This is a genomic window from Paracoccus lichenicola (genome assembly GCF_009708075.1).
Classification (GTDB): domain Bacteria; phylum Pseudomonadota; class Alphaproteobacteria; order Rhodobacterales; family Rhodobacteraceae; genus Paracoccus; species Paracoccus lichenicola.
The window spans coordinates 488,007-502,976 of record NZ_WMBT01000003.1 but is presented as its reverse complement, the minus strand read 5'-3'; the positions used below and the strand labels follow the sequence as shown (position 1 = coordinate 502,976).

The 14,970-nt window shown below is 67.6% G+C and carries 15 protein-coding genes; 6 read left to right on the top strand and 9 right to left on the bottom strand.

What is annotated here, in order from left to right:
- Positions 1 to 59: 59 nt before the first annotated feature.
- The 9 genes from GIY56_RS08585 to pqqA form a co-directional block, all read right to left on the bottom strand.
- A complete protein-coding gene (locus tag GIY56_RS08585) occupies positions 60 to 1,382 on the bottom strand; it encodes an ATP-binding response regulator (RefSeq protein ID WP_154764387.1) in 1,323 nt (440 codons plus the stop codon).
- Positions 1,372 to 2,538, bottom strand: a complete 1,167-nt coding sequence (locus GIY56_RS08580; RefSeq protein ID WP_154764386.1) for an FIST N-terminal domain-containing protein — start codon at positions 2,536 to 2,538, stop codon at positions 1,372 to 1,374. The genes GIY56_RS08585 and GIY56_RS08580 overlap by 11 nt, the downstream gene beginning before the upstream one ends.
- The gene (locus GIY56_RS08575) at positions 2,538 to 3,245 is read right to left on the bottom strand and encodes a response regulator (protein WP_154764385.1); all 708 of its coding nucleotides are present in this window, start codon (positions 3,243 to 3,245) and stop codon (positions 2,538 to 2,540) included. The genes GIY56_RS08580 and GIY56_RS08575 overlap by 1 nt, the downstream gene beginning before the upstream one ends.
- Before the next feature lie 114 nt (positions 3,246 to 3,359).
- A complete protein-coding gene (locus tag GIY56_RS08570; RefSeq protein WP_154764384.1) occupies positions 3,360 to 4,133 on the bottom strand; it encodes a quinoprotein dehydrogenase-associated SoxYZ-like carrier in 774 nt (257 codons plus the stop codon).
- Between the two features lie 3 nt (positions 4,134 to 4,136).
- A complete protein-coding gene (gene pqqE, locus GIY56_RS08565; protein ID WP_154764383.1) occupies positions 4,137 to 5,273 on the bottom strand; it encodes a pyrroloquinoline quinone biosynthesis protein PqqE in 1,137 nt (378 codons plus the stop codon).
- Entirely contained in the window at positions 5,270 to 5,587 is a 318-nt protein-coding gene (pqqD, locus tag GIY56_RS08560; protein WP_154764382.1) for a pyrroloquinoline quinone biosynthesis peptide chaperone PqqD, read from the bottom strand. Before pqqD ends, pqqE begins: the two co-directional genes overlap by 4 nt.
- Complete coding sequence (gene pqqC / locus GIY56_RS08555; RefSeq protein WP_328288484.1) at positions 5,584 to 6,336, bottom strand: pyrroloquinoline-quinone synthase PqqC; 753 nt, start codon at positions 6,334 to 6,336, stop codon at positions 5,584 to 5,586. Before pqqC ends, pqqD begins: the two co-directional genes overlap by 4 nt.
- The gene (gene pqqB / locus GIY56_RS08550) at positions 6,333 to 7,214 is read right to left on the bottom strand and encodes a pyrroloquinoline quinone biosynthesis protein PqqB (protein WP_154764380.1); all 882 of its coding nucleotides are present in this window, start codon (positions 7,212 to 7,214) and stop codon (positions 6,333 to 6,335) included. Before pqqB ends, pqqC begins: the two co-directional genes overlap by 4 nt.
- 72 nt (positions 7,215 to 7,286) lie before the next feature.
- Positions 7,287 to 7,379: a pyrroloquinoline quinone precursor peptide PqqA gene (gene pqqA, locus GIY56_RS08545; RefSeq protein ID WP_154764379.1), complete on the bottom strand. Its 93-nt coding sequence runs from the start codon at positions 7,377 to 7,379 to the stop codon at positions 7,287 to 7,289.
- A 137-nt stretch (positions 7,380 to 7,516) separates the two neighbouring features.
- On the opposite strand from pqqA, the gene GIY56_RS08540 reads away from it, so the two are divergent.
- The 6 genes from GIY56_RS08540 to GIY56_RS08515 all read left to right on the top strand — a co-directional run bounded on the left by GIY56_RS08540 (position 7,517) and on the right by GIY56_RS08515 (position 14,906).
- On the top strand, positions 7,517 to 8,569 hold the full coding sequence (locus tag GIY56_RS08540) for a quinoprotein relay system zinc metallohydrolase 2 (RefSeq protein WP_154764378.1): 1,053 nt from the start codon (positions 7,517 to 7,519) through the stop codon (positions 8,567 to 8,569).
- Between the two features lie 83 nt (positions 8,570 to 8,652).
- Positions 8,653 to 10,008, top strand: coding sequence for an ABC transporter substrate-binding protein (locus GIY56_RS08535; RefSeq protein WP_328288483.1), 1,356 nt, complete (start codon positions 8,653 to 8,655; stop codon positions 10,006 to 10,008).
- A gap of 54 nt (positions 10,009 to 10,062) precedes the next feature.
- Complete coding sequence (locus GIY56_RS08530; protein WP_154764377.1) at positions 10,063 to 11,058, top strand: carbohydrate ABC transporter permease; 996 nt, start codon at positions 10,063 to 10,065, stop codon at positions 11,056 to 11,058.
- Complete coding sequence (locus GIY56_RS08525) at positions 11,058 to 12,191, top strand: carbohydrate ABC transporter permease (RefSeq protein ID WP_154764376.1); 1,134 nt, start codon at positions 11,058 to 11,060, stop codon at positions 12,189 to 12,191. Before GIY56_RS08530 ends, GIY56_RS08525 begins: the two co-directional genes overlap by 1 nt.
- A gap of 3 nt (positions 12,192 to 12,194) precedes the next feature.
- On the top strand, positions 12,195 to 13,730 hold the full coding sequence (locus GIY56_RS08520; RefSeq protein ID WP_154764375.1) for an alpha-amylase family glycosyl hydrolase: 1,536 nt from the start codon (positions 12,195 to 12,197) through the stop codon (positions 13,728 to 13,730).
- 24 nt (positions 13,731 to 13,754) lie between these two features.
- The gene (locus GIY56_RS08515; RefSeq protein ID WP_154764374.1) at positions 13,755 to 14,906 is read left to right on the top strand and encodes an ABC transporter ATP-binding protein; all 1,152 of its coding nucleotides are present in this window, start codon (positions 13,755 to 13,757) and stop codon (positions 14,904 to 14,906) included.
- The last annotated feature ends 64 nt before the right edge of the window (positions 14,907 to 14,970 follow it).

Sequence of the window (14,970 nt, the reverse complement as noted above, 5' to 3'; positions counted from 1 at the left end):
GCGCCGCCCGGGCCGAAGGACAAGCCCCGCCGGGCGTCCTCTCGGCCTTTGGTCGCAGGTCATGCCAGGATCCCGCCCAGCATCTCGGCCAGTTCCGCCGGGCGGATGGGCTTTTCCATCAGATGCACCTGCATGGCCGCGCAACTGCGCGCGATCTGCGGGTCGCGATGGGCGGTGATCATCACCGCCGGAATCGCCTGGCCCGCCGATCCGCGCAGCGCCCGGATCGCGTCCACGCCGGTGTCGCCGTTTTCCAGGTTGTAGTCGGCCAGGATCACGTCGGGCGGGTCGTCGCCCATGGTGGCCAGGGCCTCGGCGGTGCCGCCGGTCACGCGGGCGATCATGCCCAGCCGGTCGCGCAGGATCATCTCGTATCCGCGCCGCATCCCGGGATCGTTTTCCACCACCAGCGCCACGCGCCCGCGCAAGGGCAGGGCCGCCGGGTCGGACCGGGCGGGCGGGCCGATGGGGTCGCGCTCCACCACGGGCAGGCCCACGCGGAAGACGGTGCCGCGCATGGCCTCGGAATCCAGGCGGATCGGGTGGTCCAGCTTGGCGCAGGCGCGGCGCACGATGGACAGGCCCAAGCCCATGCCGGGGGTCGCCGCGTCATGGGACAGGCGCTGGAATTCGTCGAAGATGCGGTTGCGGTCCACCGCCGGGATGCCCACGCCCGTGTCATAGACGCACAGCCAGCACAGGCCCCCCCGCTTGCGCGCGCCCACGGCCACGCCGCCCTTGTGCGTGTACTTGATCGCGTTCGACACCAGGTTCTGCGCGATCCGGCGCAGGAAGACCGGGTCGCTTTCCACCACCGCATCGGTCGGCACGAAGGACAGGCGCAGCCCCTTGGCCTCGGCCAGGGGGGCATATTCGATGGCCAGCTTGCGGAACAATTCGCCCAAGGGGACGGGCTGGCGATGGAACTCGATCCGCTGGCTGTCCAGGCGCGAGATGTCCAGGACCGCGTGCATCAACTGTTCCACGGATTCGAAGGCGCCCGACAGCCGGCCCGTCAGTTCGGTCTGAAGCTCGCTCATCGGGGTGTCGGTCAGCATCGACAAAAACAGCCGCGCCGCCGAGAGGGGTTGCAGCAGGTCGTGGCTGGCCGCGCGCAGGAAGCGGGTCTTGGACCGGTTCGCCTCCTCGGCGCTGGCCCGCGCCACGGCCAGTTCCCGGTTTCTTTGCGACAGGTCGGCCAGCGCCCGTTCCAGGTCGCGGGTCCGCGCCATCACCTCTTGCTCCAGCGCCACGGCGGCCTGGAACATCGACCAGGCCGAGCCGCGCGATTCCTCCAGCCGGTCGATGCGGTCGATCAGGACCTGGTTGATGCGCTGCAACTTCTCGACCCGGCGTTCGGGCGTGTCGTCGTCACGCAACATGGGGGGGCGCCGCATCCGTGTTGGACATGAAGGCCAGCCCCACGAAGGTCTGGTTCACATGCATCCCGCTGTGCTGTTCGCCATAGGTGTTGAAGCCCGCCACGCGATAACGCGCCAGCAGTTCCGACATCTGGTCGCGCAGGCCCTCGCGTTCCAGGGCAAGCCTGCGCAGGATGCAGTCGAAGCCCAGCACCATCAGCGGCGGGCGGGGCAGCGAGGCCAGCGCCTCGGCGAACCCTTGCGTCATGTCCTCGGCCCGGCCCAGGGTCAGGACCGTGCCGGTGTCGATGGCCGACAGCAGGGACAGCCCGCCGTCGCCGGTCTGGGCGCTGATGGCGCGGACATGATGGTGGCGCCCCATCCGCAGCAGCAGGGGATGGCGCGCGAAGTCCGTGGGCGTCAGCGCGTCCGTGGCGATGCCGGTCAGGCGGGCGTATTCGGCGGCCGCGGGTTCGGCGTTCAGTTCCAGGATGCGGCGTTTTTCGGGAATGGCGGCGGTCACCACGACGCGCGTGGCGGTCGGGCTGAAATGGGCGAAGGTGATCTCGCTGACGGCCAGATCGGTTTCCACCAGCAGGAAGACGGCGACGTTGGTCACGACCTTGCCCCCCGCCAGCAGCCAGGTCTGGCGGAAGAACAGCCCGTCGCCCGCCGATCCGCCCAGGGTGGGAACCGAGGGCAGGGCCGCGTCGATGGTGGCGACCAGCGCGTCTTCCTGGCCCGCCAGCCCATCGACCAGCAGCAGCCCGAACAGCGACCGCTGGGGATCGGGACCGAAACCCGCTTGCAGGCGGCGCAGCGCGGCCATCCAGTCCGACACCGGCAACGCGTCCAGATGCGGCAGCACCAGGGCCGAGGCGCGGAAATGGGCCGCAGGGAACCCGATCGCCACGATGCTGTCGCTGGCATAGCCGTCCGGGCCGATCTCGCCCGCCGAGGAACAGCCGGCGATCACGCAGCCCTCGGGCAGGCCCGCCCGCAGCACGGCGTCCAGCGTGGCCAGGTCGGGACCATGCGCGCCGAAGATCAGGACAAGGCCCGGGTTGGCTCCGCGCAGGCCGTCCAGCAGGACCTGGCCGTGATCGGCCCGTCCGCGGTCGGCCTGCACGGCCACCGGCCCGGCGGCGCCCTCCTTCGCAGCCGGGCCGGTATCCATCAGCCCGCCTCGAACAGGCGGACCGTGTTGGCAAGCAGCACCGCCTGGGTCCGGCGGCGCGCGTTGATCTTGGACATGATCGCGGTGATGTGGGTCTTCACCGTGGCCTCGGCGATGGACAGGTCATAGCTGATTTCCTTGTTGGCCTTGCCCTGGCAGATCAGCCGCAGGATCTTCATCTGCTGCGGCGTCAGCGTGGCGAAGCGGCGGGCGAGTTCCGCCTTGGCCTCGTCCTCGGCGCAGGCCTGGTCGGGGGCATAGCCTTCGGGGGTGACGTGTTCGCCTTCCCACATGCGGCGCAGGCTGTCCACCAGCGCCTCGCGGCTCAGTGACTTGCTGATATAGCCCTGCGCGCCCGCCGCCATCGCGGCGCTGATCATGGCCGCGTCCAGGTCGGCGGAAATCATCGTGATGGGCACGTCGGGCAACTGCCGGCGCAGGGTCACGATCCCTTCGGCCCCGCGCGCGTCGGGCAGGTTCAGGTCCAGGATCACCGCGTCGGGGGCGCCCTGCGCCTTGATCCCGTCAAGCGCGGCGCCCAGGCTGCGCGCGGTCCTGACGTTCTTCAGCCCGAAGCTGATCTTCAGGGTCAGCGCCAGGGCGTCGCACATCAAGGGATGATCGTCCACGATCAGGATTTCCCGGACCTGATCGGCGCTTTGCCGTGGCGTCTGCGGCGCTTTGGCCTGCATGGCTGCGGCTGTCATGCCATTCCTCCCTTGCGTGACCGCGCGGTCTCCCCTCCGCGCGGTTCCGATCTTAGGGCAGTGTTGCAACAAAGCAACCCCGCATCTGCGACAAAGGTCTGATGGAACCGGCGGTCATCCGCCCGCGGCGAATTCCCGGTCCCAGACATTGCCGTCGGTGTCCTCGACATGGACGCGGATCGGCTGGCCGTTGGGGCGATAGGCAAAGCGGAACACCGGATCCTCGCTGATCGAGATGCCGGCCTGCAGGGCGAACAGCAGCTCCTCGCCCTGGCGCACGTCCAGGCGGTCGATGAAATGGGCGGGGATGTTCAGAAGCGTGACCTGGTCGCGCTGCAGGCCGGAAAAGTTCGGGTGGCGGATCATCAGCGTGCCGACCTGCTGGCCATCCTCTGGCGCGCTGCGCCAGCGCATCTGGCCCATGGTCGCCTCGACCGCGGCCATGTCCTTGCCCGCCGGGGCCGAGCATCCGCCCGAGGCCTTGACGAAGCGCCCCGCCATGACCCGGTTGCCGTTGCCCGTGTCGGCGATGGCGCGCACGTCGGAATAGCTGTCCACGCGGACGCGGAACTCGAAATCCAGCGGCATCATCGCGGGACCGAAGCTGTATTCGGCGGCGACGGGGGCGGGGTTCTCGTCGATGACCAGGGTCGCGGCGGTGATGGCGGGCGCCCCGTGCGGCTGCGTCAGGCGGATGGGGACGATGGCGGCCTCGTGCGCGCGCACCGGGGCCTCCAGGTCCAGCACGCCCAGGTCCTGCGGCACGTCCGAGGCCAGGCCCAGGGCCGATTCCCGCAGGTCGTCCCAGGTGGCCGAGTCCTGCAGGGGGTTGTCCTGCGCCATCGCCGGTCCGGCCAGCAGCAGAACGGCAAGGATATGCGCTTTCATCGCTTAGTCTCCTTTCCTCATGCGGCGATAGATCAGATCGGCGGTGTCCGCGCCCGCGTCGGATTCGGCGCGGGCCACCACTTGCGCGTGCAGGGGCGACAGCGAACAGACCGGATCGGTCGCCCGCGCGTCGCCCGCAAGCGCCATGGCCTGGCAGCGGCAGCCGCCGAAATCGACGGTCTTGCGGTCGCAGGACTGGCAAGGCTCGGGCATCCAGGCCGTGCCGCGGAACGCGTTGAAGCTGTCCGAGTCGCGCCAGATCTCGCCCAGGTCGCGGTCGCGGACGTTCTCGAACCGCATCCACGCGATCGTCTGCGCTGCGTGGCAGGGCAGGACCGTGCCGTCGGGCGCGACGTTCAGGCCGGTCGATCCCCAACCGCCCATGCAGGCCTTGGGGAAAACGGCGTGATGGTCGGCGGGGACATAGTCGATGACCATGCGCCCGCGCAGCCGGATGCGGGCGTCGTTCACCACGGCCCGCGCGAAGGCGGCCTGTTCCCGCGTGGGCATCAGGGCCTTGCGGTTGAGATCGGCCCAGCCGTGGAACTGCACGGTCGCGACCTCGATCCGCCGGGCGCCCAGGGTTTCGGCCAGCGCGATCATGTCGGGCAGGCGTTCCAGGTTCTGGCGGTGGACCACGGCGTTGATCGTCAGGGGGAAGCCGATGTCGCGGACCCATTCGGCGAAACCCATCTTCTTGTCCCAGGATCCCGGATGGCCGCTGATCCGGTCGGCCATGTCGGGCCGGATGCCCTGCAACGAAAGCTGCACGTGATCCACGCCCGCGCGGTCCAGTTCCTCCAGCCGCTCGCGCGTGATGCCGATGCCCGAGGTGATGAGGTTCACATAAAGGCCCGCATCGCGCGCGCGCGCCACGATCTGCGCCAGATCGCGCCGTGCGCCGGGTTCCCCGCCCGAGATGTGGACCTGCAACACGCCCAGGTCGGCGGCCTGCCGGAAGACGCGGCCCCAGTCGTCGGCGGTCAGTTCCGCATTCGCGCGGGTCAGTTCGACGGGGTTGCTGCAATAAGGACAGGCGAGGGGGCAGCGATGCGTGACCTCGGCCAGCATGGCCATGGGCAGGCCGGGGGTGACGGGGTTGCCGTCGAGGTCGCGGGGTTGGCTTTGCTGGTCCTTCATGGCGTCCTCACGAAAACCATCCGCCGTTCGATCAGGCCGGTCAAGAAATCGCGCACGTCGCCCGCGATCTGGTCTTCGGGGGCATTATAGCGCGCGGCAAGGCCGCTGACGATGGCCGACATGCTGCGCTGCCCATCCAGTTCCCCCAGGATCGCGTCGCCAATGGCGTCCAGCTGCATGGCCCGTTCGGGGGCCTGAAGAACGCGGATGCCGCGCACCCGGTCATCGGCCAGCCGCACCCCGCGCGGCAGATAGGGAATGTCGTCGGGCAGGATCAGGGGGGCTGGCGTGATGGAGGCTGGCTGGGCGGTCATGTCGCCATCCCCTCGCCCGGCCGCCAGGCGCCCGGCGGGATGTTGCCTTCCACATAGCCGTGCCACAGCGCGTCAAGCTGCGCCCACAGCACGTCGGTCTTGAAGACCAGCGCCGCCGCCGCCGCGTCCTGTTTTTCCTTCGTGTCGGCATGGGTCAGGACATAGTCCAGGCCGAACTTCACGTCCTCGGGCGCCTCGGTCAGGCGTTTCCTGAAATAGGACAGGCTGGAATCATCCGCGAAATCGTAATGCGCGAGCAACCCCTCGATCCGCTGGGCATGGATTTTCGGCGCGAACAGTTCCGTCAGGCTGGCCGCCACCGCGTCCAGCAAGGGCATGTCGCGCACGAAGCGGACATAGGCGTCCACCGCGAATCGCGTGGCGGGCATGATCCCTGCGCCGGATGCGACGTAATCGGGATCCAGTCCCACCGCCCGCGCCAGGGCCAGCCAGCGGCGGATGCCGCCGCCTTCGGTGATGCCCCCGTCGTGATCCTCGATCCGCTTGCGCCAATGGCGGCGCAGGTCCGCATCCTCGACCCGGCTCATGAAGGCCGCGTCCTTCATGGGGATGCGGGACTGGTACATCCAGCGGTTGATGACCCAGGCACGCACCTCGTCGGGGGTGCAATGGCCGCCGTGCAGGCGTTCGTGGAACGGGTGGCGGTCGTGGTAACGCCTGGCGCCGATGGCCCGCAGCCGGGCCTCGAAATCCTCGCGCGATTGCGCTTGGTCCTGAATATCCTTCACAACGTGATCTCCATTCCGTCGCGGCCGATCTGCCAGCCGCTGGCTTTTGCTTCGCGCGTCTCGATGCTGGCAGGATCGGCCAGCGGATTGGAATTGTTCATGTGGACGAAAACCCGCCGCCCGACGGGCACGTCCTTCAACTCGGCAAGGGTCCGGACCACCGGCATGTGGCCCATGCGCCGCCCGGTCTTTTGCCCAAGGCCCAGGCGGATCATCTCGTCATCGTCCCACAGGGTGCCGTCGAACATCAGCAGGTCCGCGCCCGCGATGCGGTCCGTCAGCCAACCGGGCAGATCCGCGCAGCCGGGGATATACAGCGCGCGCCGCCCGTTGGCGGTCAGTTCGACCCCTACGGTCGTCTCGCCCACCAGCCCCGTCTCGACCACGGCGCCTTCCTGATAAAGCGGCACCTTGCCCGGCACCGCGAACAGCGTGGCCGTCAGCCCGGGCGCGATGGCGACCGCCTGGTCCAGCGCCACGGGTTGCCGCGCCACCAGATCGGCGCGCAGGGCGCCCAGCATCGGGTTGGCGGCAAGCACGTCGTGGATCGCAGGCGTCGCATACAGCGCGAAGGCCTGGCTTTCCCGCAGCGTCAGCAGCCCCGCCACATGGTCGATGTCGCCGTTTGTCACCAGCACGGATCGCAGCGGCATGTCCCGCAGCCCCGTCGGATGCAGCGCGGGCGTGGCCGCCAGTTGCGCGCGGATGTCGGGCGAGGCGTTCAGGATCGCCCAGGACCGCCCGTCCGCGCTGACCGCGACCGAGCTTTGCGTCATCGCCGGGATGCGTCCGGCCCGCGCGGCGTTGCAGTTGTCGCAGCCGCAGTTCCATTGCGGCAGGCCCCCGCCCGCCGCCGCGCCCAGCACGATGATCCGCATGATCCCCCTGACGAAAAGACCCCGCCCGATTTGCGTCGGACGGGGCCGTTCATGATGCCTGAAGCTTGTGCCTCAGAACAGGACCGGTTCGTCCTCGGCCGGTGCGTACGTGTTGATTTCCATGCCGCAGGCGATTTCTTTCAGGGTGGGTTTCGTCCAAGCCATGCATTTCCTCCAAATCCACGGCCGCCGATCTGGCGACTGTGTGTCATGTTAGAGCAGAGACAACGCGATTCAACACGACTAAGGTCGCAGGTCACGGAAAGTTAACGCCTTGCGGCCCCTGCCGGGAAGATGTGGCAATGTTCTTCGCCGTTTTATCCGCCTGCCTTGCAGGAGAGGTTCCCGCCTGCGGACCCGTGACGCTGGCCGGCCAGCCCTTTTCCAGCATGGAGCAATGCACGACCGGGGCGCCGCGAATCGCCGGGACCTGGCTGGCGGCGCATCCCGATCTGACAAGGGGCGGCCTGTCCTGCGTCCCCTTGTCCGATCTGCCGGTGCTGCCGGTCCGGGAAGTCGCCCCGGGCGTTCATGTCCATCTGGGCCAGATCGCCCAGTTCGAGGACAGCCCGGACGGCTGGATCGCCAATCTGGGCTTCGTCGTGGGGAGCGACAGCATCGCGGTGATCGACGCGGGCGCATCCCGCGCGCAGGGGCAGGCGCTGTTCGCGGCGATCCGGGCCGTCAGCGACAAGCCCATCAGCCACCTGGTCGTCACCCACATGCATCCCGACCACGCCTTCGGGGCCGAGGTGTTCCGCGAGGCGGGCGCCACCATCGTCGGGCACGCCCGGTTGGCCGATGCCCTGCAATCGCGCGGGCCGGTCTATCTGGACAACCTGACCCGGCTTTACGGTTCCGGCCCGATGATCGGCACGCGGGTGGTGCTGCCGGATGTGGCGGTCGGGGACAGCCTGGACATCGACCTGGGCGGGCGCGTCCTGACATTGACGGCCACCGGTCCCGCCCACAGCGACAACGACCTGACGGTGCTGGACCGGGCCACCGGCACGCTGTTCGCGGGCGATCTGGTGTTTCGCGGCCTGACGCCCATCGTCGATGGATCCCTGCCCGGCTGGATCGGCTGGATGGACGGCGCGCGGGATGGCGGTCCCGTCGTGCCCGGCCATGGTCCCGTGGCCCGGGACTGGTCCGAGGCGGTCGGCGCGCAGCGCGATTTCCTGACGGCGCTGGATCACGCCACCCGCGATGCGCTGGATGCGGGCCTGCCCCTGTCCCAGGCCGTTCCGGCCATCGTCGAGGCCTTGCAACCCCTTGCCGGGGATTGGGCTTCCTTTCCCGACTCGGTCGCGCGCGATGCGACCGCGGCCTTCAAGGAACTGGAATGGGAGTAAGGATTTGACATGACGGGTCGCTTCAAGTGACCATCACGGCGGCGGCCTGCGCAAGGCTTGCGCGCCAGGGGAGGGGGAAAGACGTGAAAAAATCGTTCTGCATCACCGTGGCCATCGCCGCGCTGGCGGCCGGGGGCGCGCAGGCGCAACTGGTCATCGAGAAGGGCGGCGACGACCGCATCAACTGGAAAAGCCTGGAGGACTTCGGCGCGGCCCATGCGGATCTCAAGGGCCAAAGCGTGTCGATCCTGGCGCCCTGGATGGGACCCGACCAGGAGCTGTTCACCTCGATCGCCGCCTATTTCGAGGACGCGACGGGGGCAAAGGTCAATTATTCCGGCTCGACCAGCTTCGAGCAGCAGATCGTCATCGACAGCGAGGCAGGCTCGCCCCCCGACATCGCGGTGCTGCCGCAGCCGGGACTGGCCGCCGAACTGGCCGCCAAGGGATACCTCAAGGATCTGGGCGATCAGACCGCGCAATGGGTGCGCGACAATTATGCCGCGGGCGACAGCTGGGCCGCGCTTGGCACCTATGCGGGCAAGGACGGGGCGGAAAAGATGTTCGCCTTTCCCTACAAGGCCGACGTGAAGTCGCTGGTCTGGTATGTCCCCGAGAACTTCGAGGACGCGGGCTACGAGATCCCCGAAACCTACGAGGATCTGAAGGCGCTGACAGAACGGATCGCCGCGGACGGGGAAACCCCCTGGTGCATCGGCCTGGCCTCGGGCGGCGCGACCGGCTGGCCCGCGACCGACTGGGTCGAGGATCTGATGCTGCGCCTGAACACCCCCGAGGATTACGACGCCTGGACCACCAACGCGCTGCCCTTCAACGATCCCAAGGTCGTCAAGGCCATCGAGGAATTCGGCTGGTACGCCAAGAACGATGACTTCGTGGCAGGCGGTGCGGCGTCCGTCGCGTCCAACGATTTCCGCGAAAGCCCCAGTGGCCTTTTCCAAAGCCCGCCCGCCTGCTACATGCACCGGCAGGCGAGCTTCATCCCGTCCTTCTTCCCCGACGGCACGGTCGAGGGCGAGGATTACGATTTCTTCTATTTCCCCGCCCCTGCCGACGGCAGCCTGGGCCAGCCGGTGCTGGGCGGCGGCACGCTGTTCGGGGTGTTTTCCGACAACCCGGTCGCCCGGGCCTTCATCGAGTTCCTGAAGACCCCCGCCGCCCATGAATTGTGGATGGCGCAGTCGGGCTTCACCACGCCCTATACCGCCGTCAACATGGACGCCTATGCCAGCGAGACGCAGCGCAAGATGGGCCAGATCCTGCTGGACGCCACCACCTTCCGGTTCGACGGGTCGGACCTGATGCCGGGATCGGTGGGCGCAGGAGCCTTCTGGACGGGGATGGTGGACTTCGTGGGCGGGGCCTCCGCGCAGGACGCGGCGGACCGCATCCAGCAGACCTGGGCCACGCTGAAGTAACGCCTGGGGCGCGGCGGATCATCGCCGCGCCCGCCTGACGACCGGAGGAATGGGATGGAACTGTTCTGGCTGGCGATCAGCACGATCGCGATCGGCGTCTTCGGCTGCGTGGCCTGGTTCTGGGGATCGAACTGGATCCTGGACCGCATCTATCCCCCGCGCGGGCCGAACGCGGGCGACAACATCCGCAAGGCGGGCCAGATCCGGCCCTGGCTGTTCCTGGGACCGGCGCTTCTGTTTCTGGGCGTCTATCTGGTCTATCCGATCTTCGACAGCCTGTGGCGGTCGTTCCACAATGCGCGGGGCACGGATTTCGTCGGCGGATCGAATTACGCCTGGTTGATGAACGACGGAAAGTTCCGCGAATCCATGCGCAACAACCTGGTCTGGCTGCTGGTGGTGCCGGCGCTGTCCACGGTGTTCGGGCTGATCGCGGCGCAGCTGACCGACCGGCTGAAATGGGGCAACATCGGCAAGTCGCTGATCTTCATGCCGATGGCCATCAGCTTTGTCGGCGCGGGCGTGATCTGGAAGTTCATCTATGAATACCGCGCGCCCGGCGAAAACCAGATCGGGCTGCTCAATGCCATCGTCACGGCGCTTGGCGGCGATCCGCAACTGTGGCTGACGCTGATCCCGTGGAACAACTTCCTCCTGATGGTGGTGCTGGTCTGGATCCAGACGGGCTTCGCCATGGTGATCCTGTCCGCCGCCCTGCGCGGCATCCCCGAGGAAACCATCGAGGCCGCGATCCTAGACGGCGCCTCGCCCTGGCAGGTGTTCTTCAAGATCAAGGTGCCGCAGATCATGGGCACCATCGCGGTCGTGTGGACCACCATCACCATCGTGGTCCTGAAGGTCTTCGACATCGTGTTTGTCATGACCAACGGGCAATGGGGCACGCAGGTGCTGGCGAACCTGATGTATGACTGGATGTTCCGCGGCACGCCCGATTACGGGCGCGGATCGGCCATCGCCATCATCCTGATGCTGCTGGTCACGCCCATCATGATCTGGAACATCGTCAACGCCCGCAGGGAGGTTCGCTGATGGAAGGCATGGCCGGACAGAAATCGAGCCTGGTCTGGACGGTCAACATCGCGGCCTTCCTGCTGGTGCTGCTGTGGACGATCCCGACGCTGGGGCTGCTGGTGTCGTCCTTCCGCGACCGCGACCAGATCCTGACCTCGGGCTGGTGGCAGTCGTTCTCGCCCTCGACCGCGACGGGCTTCGTGCGCACCGGCACGGGCGACGACGCCGTCCAGCGGGACGGGGTTTATGTCATCGAGGGCAATGTCCTGGCCGAGGGCCAGAGCCTGATCGGCTGGGGCACCCGCGCCAGGGAACCCGCGGCTTACGAACCCGGCGACACGGCGGAAATCGGCGACGGCTGGCAGGTCACCGTGGCCGCGGACGGCACCTATCGCATGACCTCGGACGCGCCGTTCGAGATGCGGCGGGGCGAGCGGATCTTCGTCACCACCGGCGCGCCCGCCCGGCTGACCACGGAAAACTACAACCGCGTCCTGACCGCCGAAGGGTTGGGCCGCGCCTTCATGAACACCCTGACCGTGACCATCCCCGCCACCGTGATCCCGATCCTGATCGCGGCCTTCGCGGCCTATGCCCTGGCCTGGATGGAGTTTCCGGGCCGCGCCATCCTGACCGCCGCCGTGGTGGGCCTGCTGGTCGTGCCCTTGCAGGTGGCGCTGATCCCGCTGTTGCGCCTGCACAACGACCTGGGCATCGGCAAGGGCTACCTGGGGATCTGGCTCGCCCATACCGGCTTCGGGTTGCCCCTGGCGATATACCTGCTGCGCAACTACATGATCGGCCTGCCGCGCGAGGTGATCGAGAGCGCGCGCGTGGACGGCGCCACCGAATTCCAGATCTTCCGCAAGATCATCCTGCCGCTGTCCTTTCCGGCCTTGGCGTCCTTCGCGATCTTCCAGTTCCTGTGGGTCTGGAACGACCTGCTTGTGGCCACCGTCTTCCTTGGCAATACACGCGAACAGTTGGTCATGACCGGCGTGCTGCGCGAATTGATGGGATCCAAGGGCGGCGAATGGGAAATCCTCGCCACCTCGGCCTTCATCTCGATCGCGGTGCCGCTGCTCGTGTTCTTCGCGATGCAGAAATATCTGGTCCGCGGCCTTCTGGCCGGGTCCGTGAAAGGTGGATGAGACTTGACGGCAACGAAAATCGACTGGTGGAAGGGTGGAGTCATCTATCAGATCTATCCGCGCAGTTTCCAGGACACGACGGGCGACGGCATCGGCGATCTTGCGGGCATCACGCAGCGCCTGCCCTATGTCGCCTCGCTGGGCGTGGATGCGGTCTGGATCTCGCCCTTCTTCACCTCGCCCATGAAGGATTTCGGCTATGATGTCAGCGATTACCGCGGCATCGACCCGCTGTTCGGCAGGATGGAGGATTTCGACGTTCTGATCGAACGCGCGCACGAGCTGGGCCTGAAGGTGATGATCGACCTGGTGATGTCGCATACCTCGGACCAGCACCCCTGGTTCGCCGAAAGCCGCGCCAGCCGGGACAACCCGCACGCCGACTGGTATGTCTGGGCCGATCCGAAACCCGACGGCACGCCGCCCAACAACTGGCTGTCGATCTTCGGCGGTCCTGCCTGGCATTGGGACGCCCGGCGCGAGCAGTATTACCTTCACAACTTCCTGGTCTCGCAGCCCGACCTGAACTTCCACAACCCCGCCGTCCAGGACGAGCTTCTGGACATGGCGCGGTTCTGGCTGGACCGGGGCGTGGACGGCTTCCGGCTGGATACCGTCAACTTCTATTTCCACGACGCGCAATTGCGCGACAACCCGCCGCTGGCCCGCGAACTGCGCAAGTCGGACACCGCGCCTGCGGTCAACCCCTACAACCACCAGAGCCACCGCTTCGACAAGTCGCAGCCCGAGAACGTGGCCTTCCTGGAACGCTTCGCGGCGCTTCTGCGCGGCTATGGCGCCGCCGTGATCGGCGAGATCGGCGACAGCGAACGCGCGCTGGAACTGCTGGAGGAATATACCGGCGTCGCGGGGCGGATGCAGATGTCCTATGTCTTCGACTTCCTGTCCGGCCAGGATCTGGCCGCGACCCGGATCAGCGAGGTCTTTGACACCCTGCACAGCGTGGCGCCCAATTCCTGGCCCTGCTGGGCCATGTCGAACCACGATGTTGTCCGCCACATCAGCCGCTGGGGCCTGTCCGACCCCGCCGCCAAGGCCTATGCCACGGTGCTGTTGTGCCTGAAGGGGTCCGTCTGCCTTTACCAGGGCGAGGAACTGGGCCTGCCCGAGGCCGACATCGCCTTTGACGACCTGCAGGACCCTTACGGCAAGGAATTCTGGCCCGAGTTCAAGGGCCGCGACGGCTGCCGCACGCCGATGGTCTGGGACATGGGCGTGAACGGCGGCTTTTCGACGGCCAAGCCGTGGTTGCCCATTCCCCATGCGCATCTGCAACGCACCGTGGTCGCGCAGGAAGCCGATGCCCAGTCGATGCTGCACCATTACCGCTGGGTCATCGGCCTGCGACGCAGGCATTCGGCGCTGCGGGGCGGGGACATGACCGACATGTGTGCCCAAGGCCCGGTCCTGACCTTCAACCGGGCCGACGACCGGCAAACGCTGCACATCCGCGCCAACCTGTCGGCGGACGAGGCGGGGGGCCTTCGACCCTGGCAGGTCCAGATCATCGAGGGATAGGATTCACGAGGGAGGGGAACGCCGATGGCCGATCTGACACTGACCGATGTCGCCAAGTCCTATGGCGACGTGCATGTCCTCAGGGGCATCAACCTCGACATCGCGTCGGGCGAGTTCATCGTCTTCGTCGGCCCCTCGGGCTGCGGGAAATCGACGCTCTTGCGCATGATCGCGGGGCTGGAGCGGATCAGCGCCGGCACGCTGGCCATCGACGGGCAGCGGATGAACGACATCCCGCCCAGCCAGCGCGGCATCGCCATGGTGTTCCAGTCCTATGCGCTTTATCCGCACATGACGGTGCGCGACAACATGGCCTTTGCCCTGAAGATCGCCGGAAAGTCCCGGGCCGAGGTGCAGGAGGCCACCGACCGCGCGGGACGGATGCTGCAACTGACCCCCTATCTGGACCGCCTGCCCAAGGCCCTGTCGGGCGGGCAGCGCCAGCGGGTGGCCATCGGGCGCGCTATCGTGCGCGACCCCAAGGTCTATCTGTTCGACGAACCCCTGTCGAACTTGGACGCCGCCCTGCGGGTGGCGACGCGCATCGAGATCGCGCAACTCAAGGCGTCGATGCCCGACCGCACCATGATCTATGTCACCCACGACCAGACCGAGGCGATGACGCTGGCCGACCGCATCGTGGTGCTGGCGGGCGGCGGCATCGCCCAGGTCGGCGCGCCGCTGGAGCTGTACGAGCGCCCCGTGAACGAATTCGTCGCGGGGTTCATCGGCAGCCCGGCGATGAACCTGCTGCCCGGGCGAGTCGCCGCCACCGGTCCCGTGACCACCGTGAAACTGGACGGCGGCGGCACCGCGCTTGTCGCCATCCCTACGCGGGCGGGCGACGAGGGGATGCCCGTCAACCTGGGCGTCCGCCCCGAGGACATGGCCGAGACCGACGGTCCCCCGATCTTCCAGGGCACGGTGGACCTGACCGAGGCCCTGGGCGAGGTGACGCTGCTGTATTTCGGCACGCGCGGCGACACCGTTCCGGTCATCGCCAAGCTGCCCGGCATCCATCCCGGCCTGAACGGCCGGACCGTGCGCCTGACCGCGGATCCGGCGGCGCTGCACCTGTTCCACGACGGGCGGTCGCTGCTTTACCGCGACGGCATGGATCCGCCGCCCTACCGGCCGCGCGTGTCGGCGGGGGCAAGGGCGCATCTTCAGGCCTGAAGGCAAGGCGGCCATAGCTCTGCACGGGGCGCATGGCCGATCTTCGCGATTTCCCTGGAACCCC